The sequence below is a fragment of the Frankia nepalensis genome (genome assembly GCF_016786325.1).
Classification (GTDB): Bacteria; Actinomycetota; Actinomycetes; order Frankiales; family Frankiaceae; genus Pseudofrankia; species Pseudofrankia nepalensis.
In genome coordinates, this window is the sequence record NZ_JADWYU010000151.1 from 34,687 (window position 1) to 42,893 (window position 8,207).

The window sequence follows — 8,207 nt, forward strand, 5'->3', positions numbered from 1 at the left end:
CGAACGCGGTGCACGTAGCCCTCCTGACGCGGGGCTGACAGACACGCGGACGGGTCCGCGGGGATGGGGCTCATCGCCCTTGGCGCCGTCACGGCGCCGGGCGGAAGGAGGCGAACACCTGGCGCCTCAGCGACTCGTCGCTGGTCCATCGCTCTTCCATGGTCTCCCAGTAGAGCAGGTAGCCACGGCCGCCGCGGGCCGCGCCTCGGTCGAGCACATGGACCTTCCCTCTGTCGGCGCGGTACGTGTACTCCCAGTCGGCCTGGGAGGCGCCGTTGCCTCCGTCGGTCGCCGCGAGGCGCACCAGCCGGTAGTCCTGGAACCCGCCGCGCATCGCCGCCTCGAAGTTCTTCAACCAGTCGCCCAGAACCGAATTCGGCGCCTGCGCGACACTACCGACCCGCAAGAAGGTACCAGTGCCGGGATCGACGAAATCAACCGTTCCCGGGGCGCCGGCGCCGAGCCGTCGCTGCCACTGCGCCGGGTACGCGACCGACCAGCCGGCCGGGTCGGTGTAGGACAGCCAGCCGGGCGGCGCGACCGCCGGCGTCGGATCCGTCGCCACCGGCTCGTCGCCGGTGGGCCCGCTGGGAACGCCGGCCGTCAGCGTGGATACCGCCCCTGGCCCGACGAAGGAGCCCTCGTCGTCGCCGGTGGAACCGGACACCCGGACGACCAGTAGCGCCAGCGTGAGGATCACGATCAGCGCGACCAGCCCGACCATGACCTGCCGCTCCGTGCGCGACCGCGGCTGCTGCCCGGCCGAGCGCGACTGGTGCGCGCGGTGCCGGGTCGGAGCGGCCCGCCGGGCATCCCGCTCGGGCCGGGCGCCGTCGGCGGTGGGCTCGCCGCCCGGTGCCGGGGGCGCCGCGGCCCTGGCCGCCAGCCCGGTGCCCGGCGGCCAGTAGCCGGCGAGCTTGTCCAGCTCGGCGGGGTCGAGGTCCTCCTCCTGCTCGGGCTCGGCCGCGTCCGGCACCGGCGCGCCGGCGGCCTGCCCGTCCAGAACCGCCGTGCCGTCGCCGGCCCCGGCGTCCGCGCCGGCGGCCTCGATCCCCGGGCCCGCCGGTGCCGCGCGCGGCGCGTCCGCCAGGTCCCCCGGTGCCGCCGGCGTGGGCGTGGGCGCGAGGTCCGCGGGCGGCGCGCCGGGCGGGCCCGCGGCGACCCGGGTGGTGGCCAGATCGCCATCGGCCATCCCGAGGACGGCGGCGCCGGCTCCGGCCGTGGCCGTGGCCGTGGCCGGATCGAGGTCACCGACGTCGCCGATGACACGGGTCGCGGCCACCTCGCCGCCGGCCGCCGCGACGGCCTGGCCGTCGGCCGGCGACCCGCCGGCCGGCGGGCTGGCCGCCGACGGCGAGCTGGCCGGCTTCGCGGCGCGGCTGGGGGGCGCGGGCGGGCGGGCCGGCGTGGGTGGTGTCTGCGTGGGTGGTGTCTGTAGCGGGGGTGTCTGCGGGGGCGGTACCGGCGTGGCCCGGCCCGCCTCCGGTCGTGGCCTGGCGGGCGACGGCGGCCGGGCGGGCGGGGGCGCCGCGGTGCCCGGCCTGGTGGCCCTGGGGCGGGTGGCCACCGGCCGGTTCGGTGCCTCGCCGGCCAGCTCGCGCAGCCGCGCGCGGACGCTGGTCAGCGACGGCCGGTCGATCTCCCGCTGGGACAGCATCGCCTCCAGGACCGGCCAGAGCCGTCCCGCGCGGGTGGCGACCCGGACCCGGCCGTCCACGACGGCGGTGAGGATGTCCAGCGGAGTGTTCCCGAGGAAGGGGGGCTCACCCTCGACCGCCGCGTAGAGAGTGGCGCCGAGGCCCCAGACGTCGCTCTCCGGGCCGCCGGCCTCCCCATGAGCCCGTTCCGGCGACAGGTAGGCCGGTGAGCCGATGACCTCGCCCGTCCTGGTGAGCCGCGGGTCGCCCTCGGCGACCGCGATTCCGAAGTCGGTGAGCCTGGCCTGCCCGTCGCGAGTGATGAGGACGTTGCTCGGCTTGACGTCGCGGTGGATGACGCGGAGGCGGTGCGCCGCGTCCAGGGCGTAGGCGAGCGAGACCCCGATCTGGGCGACGCGGTCGACCGGCAGCCCGCCGGTCCGCTCGACCTGCGTCGACAGCGACTCGCCTTCCACGAGCTCCATCACGATCCAGGGCAGCTCGCCGTCGTCGATGACGTCCAGCACGCCCACCGCTCCCGGGTGGTGCACCCGGCCGGCGGCGCGTGCCTCCCGTAGCACCCGTTCCCGGGCCTGCGCGTTCGCGTCGCCGCCGGCGGCGGGCATCCGCACCTGCTTGATCGCGACCGCCCGGCGCATGATCTGGTCGGTGGCGCGGTGCACCACGCCCATGCCGCCCTCACCGATCACGGCCTCGAGCCGGTAACGCCGGCCGACGACGGTCCCGGGGGCATGCGCGACGGAGCCGCCCGGCTGGCCGGCTTCCGGCGCTGACCGGCCTTCGCCTGACATCTCGTCGTCCCTTCTCGTCGTCGCGGCCGACACCCGGCCGCGCCCGGTCCACCCCCCGGTCACGCCCGGCCGTGCCCGACCGCCTCGGCGTGTGGCCCATCCCCTTTACGAGGCGCGACCATGCACCTCCCGATTGTCCGACCCGTGCCCGCCGGGCGCGTCGCCGGATCCGCGGACGCGGATCAGTCATACCGCTGGCCTAGTCTCGTGACGATGACGACAACAGACGGCCGGCGGCCGACGGCCGAGGAGATCCGACGCGCGCCGAAGGTGCTGCTGCATGACCATCTTGACGGCGGCCCGCGGCCGGCGACGGTGATCGAGCTGGCGGACGCCTACGGGTACACCGGGCTGCCGAGCACCGACGTCGACAAGCTCGGCGGCTGGTTCCGGGGCCCCTCGCGCGCGTCCTCGCACAGCGGCTCCCTGGAACGCTACCTGGAGACGTTCCGGCACACGGTCGCCGTGATGCAGACCGCGGACGCGCTGTCCCGGGTGGCCCGCGAGTGCGCCGAGGACCTCGCGGCCGACGGCGTCGTCTACGCCGAGATCCGGTTCGCTCCCGAACTGCACATCGAGCGCGGCCTGTCGCTGGACGAGATCGTCGAGGCCGTGGTCGACGGCCTGCGGGTCGGCGCCGGCGGCACCGGTCTGCACGCCCGGGTGCTGCTCACCGCCATGCGTCACCAGGCCCGCTCGCTGGAGATCGCCGAGCTCGCCATCCGCTGGCGGGACCGGGGCGTCGTCGGCTTCGACATCGCGGGCGCGGAGGCGGGCAACCCGCCCACCCGCCACCTCGACGCCTTCCAGTACATCCAGCGGGCCAACGGCCACTACACGATCCACGCCGGCGAGGCGTTCGGGCTGCCGTCGATCTGGGAGGCGGTGCAGTGGTGCAACGCCGACCGGCTCGGCCACGGCGTGCGCATCGTCGACGACATCGCCGTCGACCCGGACGGGAAGGCCACCCTCGGGCCGCTGGCGAACTACGTCCGCGACACCCGCGTGCCGCTGGAGATGTGCCCGTCGTCGAACGTGCACACGGGCGCGGCGGCCAGCATCGCCACGCATCCGATCGGGCTGCTGCGTGACCTGAGTTTCCGGGTCACGGTCAACACCGACAACCGGCTGATGAGCGACGTCTCCCTGACCAGCGAGTTCGCGACTCTGGTCGAGACGTTCGGCTACGGCTGGGCCGACATTCGCTGGTTCACCATCAACGCGATGAAGTCCGCCTTCCTGCCCTTCGACCAGCGTCTCGACCTGATCAACAAAGTCATCAAGCCAGGCTTCGACGCCTTGGCGGCCAACTCGACACCAAGAACCTGAGCGGCTCAGGATGGCGGGCACCCGCCGGACGAGCGGCCACCAGCACCGGCGACCGCTCCACTCGTGACCGTGGAAGATTGAGAGCCCCGAGACGGGCCGGGCCACCGTGCTCGGTCTCGTCGAGCCTCGCGAAGCTCGACGAAGCCTCGCGAAGCTCGACGAAGCCTCGCGAAGCTGTTGTGTTGGCCAGCGGTCGTGTCTGGGACGGCCGGCAGATGACGCCGTGCCCAGGTGGACCGGCGCCGCCTGCCTGAGCCGCGCGGGTCCGGTAGGAGAGGGCGCGGTCGGCGTCGTATGGCCGGGGAGAAGTGTCGGACCTCGGTGCGATGCTCGCCGTGCTGGAGGCGAGCGTCCGGGAGGCTGGCATGACTGCTCAGGTCGGTGCGGAGGAACCCGTGGCGGAGGCGCTCGCGACCTCAGGAGCCGATGCCGTCGGCGCGGGGCCCGCGGGCGGCCCGAAGGTCGGGGCGGACGGGGTCGCGCGGTGCCCGTGGGCGCTGAGCACCGCGGACTACGTCGCCTACCACGACGAGGAGTGGGGGCGGCCCGTCCGGGACACGGTGGGGCTGTTCGAGCGGCTGAGCCTGGAGGCGTTCCAGTCGGGGCTGTCGTGGCTGACGATCCTGCGCAAGCGGGAAGGGTTCCGGCGGGCGTTCGCCGGGTTCGACCCGGAGGCCGTCGCCGCGTTCGGCGAGGGTGACGTCGAGCGGCTGCTGGCGGACGCCTCGATCGTGCGCAACCGGCGCAAGGTCGAGGCGACGATCATCAACGCCCGCGCGATCGTCGCGCTGGACGAGCCGCTGGAGGACGTCATCTGGGCGTTCGCGCCAGGCCCGGGCGCGCCCGCCCCGCGCACGCTCGCCGACGTCCCGGCGAAGACGCCAGCCTCCGTGGCGCTCGCCAAGGAGCTGCGCCGGCGCGGCCTGGTGTTCGTCGGGCCGACCACCGGCTACGCGCTCATGCAGGCCTGTGGCCTCGTCGACGACCACCTCGCCGACTGCTTCGCTCGAGGTTCGGGCGGCGCCGAGCTGGAACCCCCGGGTCCCCTGGCGCGGGCCTGACGAGGTCGACGCCGCTACCTGGCGTTCTCGGTGCCCCCGCCGAGGCCGGCGGCGCGGGCGCGGACGATGGCCTCGGCGCGGGTCGCCACGTCCAGCTTCGCGAGGATCGACGACACCCGGTTGCGGACCGTCTTCTCGGCGAGAAACAGCCGGCCGGCGATCGCCCGGTTGTCCAGCCCGTCCGCCACCAGTTCCAGCACCCGCACCTCGGCGTCCGACAACTGCGGGAACACCCCCGCCGACAGCCCGCCCACGGCGTGGCGGACCTTGTCCGCGACACCGGTCCCGATGACCATCCCCCCGCCGGTGACGGCCTCCAGCGCCCGGGCCACGTCCGCCTTCGACGACTCCTTCAGCAGGTAGCCGCGTGCCCCCGCCTGCAGCGCGGCCTGCAGCGACGCCGTGTCCTCGCTCATGGTCAGCACGACGACGGCCGTCTGGGGCGCCCGCTCGCCGATCCGGGCCGTCGCCTCGATGCCGCCCAGGCCCGGCATCCGCAGGTCCATGAACACCACGTCGGGCCGGTGGAGCGCCGCGGCCTCCACCGCGGCGTGGCCGTCCCCGACGTCGGCCACGACCGTCGCGCCGAGCCCGGTGAGCAGGCCGCGCAGGCCATCCCGGAACAGCTCGTGGTCGTCCGCGATGACGACCCGCGGCGCGGTCATGAGGAAGCCACCGTCCCTTCCATGAGCGCCGTCGCTTCCATGAGCGCTGGGTTCACGAGCGCTGGGTTCACGAGCGCTGACCCCACGGAAACCGCGGGCCGGGTCACGCCGGGTCCAGCGGCAGCCGCGCCCGGACCAGCGTCCCGCCGCCCGCGGCGCCCGCGGTTCCCGGTTGGCCCGGGGCGTCCGATGCCGTGCCCGGCGGCGACGGCCGCGCTGCCCGGCGGGCCGCGAGCCCGTCCCGTCCGGCGTCAGGGCCAATCGTGTCAGGCATCAGAGGCGCTGCGGGCGCCGAATCCTGGCCCTGAGGGCTGACGCGCTGTCGTGCACGCGGGGTGAGGACCTCCAGGCGGCCGCCCACCTCGCTCGCGCGCTCGCGGATGCTCTGGAGGCCGACGCCGGGCACGGCGTCGGCGGCGAGGCCCGTGCCGTCGTCGGACACCTCGATCACCAGCCACGGCGCCTCGGGACGGACGTGGACCACGCAACGCTCGCAGCCCGAGTGGCGGACCGCGTTGGTCACGGCCTCCGCGACGATCCGATAGGCGGCCACCTCGGTCGCGGCCGGCAGCGCGACGTCGGCCAGGCCGGCCGGTGCCTCGAACGCCACGACCGGCGCGAACGGGGCGACCACCTGCGCGAGCGCGACGGCGAGCCCGCCCTCGTCGAGCGCCGGCGGGCGCAGGTCCTCGACGACGTGACGGATGTCCCGCACGGTGTCGCGCAGCCGGTCGCGCAGCAGCGCGGCCCGCGCCGCCGCCGGGTCGGCCCGCTCCTCGAGCCCGTCCGCCAGCAGGTCGAGCTGCATCGCCATCGCCGCGAGCTGCGGGCCGATGCCGTCGTGCAGGTCCCGGCGCAGCCGGCGGCGCTCCTCCTCCCGCGCGACGACGAGCCGGTCCCGGCTGCGGCGCAGGTCGTGCTGCAGGGCGGCCGCGTCGAGCAGGTCACCGGCCCGCCGGGCCACGTCGTCGAGGATCGCCCGCTCCGCGTCGGTGAACAGGTCGGCCGGGTGGCGCCGGCCCACCACCAGCGTGCCCACCGGCCGGGTCCTGGCGAGCAGTGGCAGCCGCTCGACCGCCTCCACGGGCCCTCCCGCCTCCACCACGGGCAGCCGCTCGTCGATGGCCAGGGCGGCGATGTAGGGCAGCTTGAGCGCGCGGCGCGTCCCCTCCGCCAGCTGGGTCAGGGCGTCCATCGGCCCGGTGGCCAGGTCGAGCCGGCCGCCCAGCACGGCGAGCATCGCGTACGGGTCGCGCCCCGTGCCGAACAGGAGCCGGTCCACGACCCGCTGGACCTGGTCGCGGGCCGCCGCCGCGACCAGCGCCGCGACCGCGAGGACGGCGTAGGCGACCCGGTGCCCGGGCATGATCGCGCCGGCGGCCGCGACCGTCGCCGCGTAGGCGACCAACAGGAAGGCGGTGAGCAGCCCGTAGACGACCGTTCGGGACAGCGCCGTACCGATGTCGAACAGGTGGTGGCGGACGGCGCCGACGCCGATCGCGGCGATCAGCAGCGCCATCCCGGTGCCCATGCTGATGCCGATGCTGGCACCGTCGCGCGTCGAGCCGTCCTCGAGCACCACGCCGACCAGGGGCGCGCCGATCAGGCCGGCGACCCCGGCGACCAGCCACTGCAGCCGCGCGCGCTCCTGCCCGGCCGACCGGCGCAGGCGTGTCACCACGGCCGCGAGCCCCACCAGCCCGCCGCCGAGGATCGCGGCGACGGAGCTGTACAGGGTGGAGTACAGCAGCCAGCGGGCGCCCTCGACCCCGAGCGGGTTCGCCAGCTCCGCGGAGACATCGGTGGCCGTGGGGGAGAACATCCGGACCAGCAGGTGACCGGCGATGATGACGGCGATGGCGCCCACGACCCAGCGCCACCGGCGGGACGGGAGCCGCCCGTCCGGGAAAAGCGGCGGAACGAGCCCCCACAGCACCAGGTACGGGACGTAGCCCCAGACCGCGAACCAGGTGGCGGCCTCCTGCAGCGGCAGCCCGTCCTTGCCGGGTACCAGGGCGAGCGCCGCGTACTGCGTCGCCAGCAGGTACGGGCCCGTCAGCGCCGTCGACAGCAGGACCCAGCCGACCCGGTTGCGCGGCTGGTAAAGCAGCAGGAGGGCGGCGACCAGCGGGAACGCGGTGGCCATCACCACGTCCTCCGCCATGAGCCCGACCGGCTGCGACGTCCGGTCGATGACGTAGCGGTGCAGGACGATCGCGCCGACCGCGCAACAGACCGACAGCAGCGCCAGCGTGACGGCCAGCACCGATCCCGCGACCACCACAGGGGTGGCGGCCGCGGGCGCGGCACCCGCGGCCTCGTCGACCGTCGCGTTCTCCCCGCCGGCGGCGCGCCGGCCTGAGCCGGGCCCAGCCAGGCCGGCGGCCGGCGCGGTGGCGGTCGCCGTCGTGGTGCTGGGACCCATGGCGGTCGGAACCTTGGCGGCCAGGGACGCGGCGGCCAGGGACGCGGCGGCGGGGGACACGGTGGCCGGGGACACGGTGGCCGGGGATGCGCTGGTCGGGGATGTGGTGGCCGGGACCGTCGCGGTCAGGGGTACGGAGGCCGTGGCCGTGGCGGTTGGCGCGCCGGCCTCCGGCGGCGGGGTCGCGGCGCCGCCCGCCGGCGGCGCCCCGGCCGCGCCCGCGGGGGGCCCGGGGGGGTGGGCGGCGCGCGGGGGGGTGGGGGGCCCCCCGCCGCCCC

At 75.7% G+C, this 8,207-nt stretch carries 5 protein-coding genes and 1 pseudogene; 3 read left to right on the forward strand and 3 right to left on the reverse strand.

All coding sequences use genetic code 11. The features are described from left to right. Positions 1-88: 88 nt before the first annotated feature. Complete coding sequence (locus tag I6A81_RS23735) at positions 89-2,449, reverse strand: serine/threonine-protein kinase (protein ID WP_203010307.1); 2,361 nt, start codon at positions 2,447-2,449, stop codon at positions 89-91. Positions 2,450-2,662: 213 nt separating this feature from the next. On the opposite strand from I6A81_RS23735, the gene I6A81_RS23740 reads away from it, so the two are divergent. Together I6A81_RS23740 and I6A81_RS23745 are read left to right on the forward strand one after the other, a co-directional pair. Continuing rightward, positions 2,663-3,778, forward strand: coding sequence for an adenosine deaminase (locus I6A81_RS23740; RefSeq protein WP_203007606.1), 1,116 nt, complete (start codon positions 2,663-2,665; stop codon positions 3,776-3,778). Positions 3,779-4,143: 365 nt separating this feature from the next. Then, positions 4,144-4,839, forward strand: a complete 696-nt coding sequence (locus tag I6A81_RS23745) for a DNA-3-methyladenine glycosylase I (protein WP_203007609.1) — start codon at positions 4,144-4,146, stop codon at positions 4,837-4,839. Positions 4,840-4,853: 14 nt separating this feature from the next. On the opposite strand, the gene I6A81_RS23750 is transcribed toward I6A81_RS23745, so the two are convergent. Beyond that, on the reverse strand, positions 4,854-5,504 hold the full coding sequence (locus I6A81_RS23750) for a response regulator transcription factor (protein WP_203007607.1): 651 nt from the start codon (positions 5,502-5,504) through the stop codon (positions 4,854-4,856). 103 nt (positions 5,505-5,607) lie between these two features. Next, positions 5,608-7,929: a sensor histidine kinase gene (locus I6A81_RS23755; RefSeq protein WP_203007608.1), complete on the reverse strand. Its 2,322-nt coding sequence runs from the start codon at positions 7,927-7,929 to the stop codon at positions 5,608-5,610. On the opposite strand from I6A81_RS23755, the pseudogene I6A81_RS43800 reads away from it, so the two are divergent. Beyond that, positions 7,928-8,207 (forward strand): annotated as a pseudogene (locus tag I6A81_RS43800) (hypothetical protein); the annotation flags it as partial. The gene I6A81_RS23755 and the pseudogene I6A81_RS43800 overlap by 2 nt on opposite strands.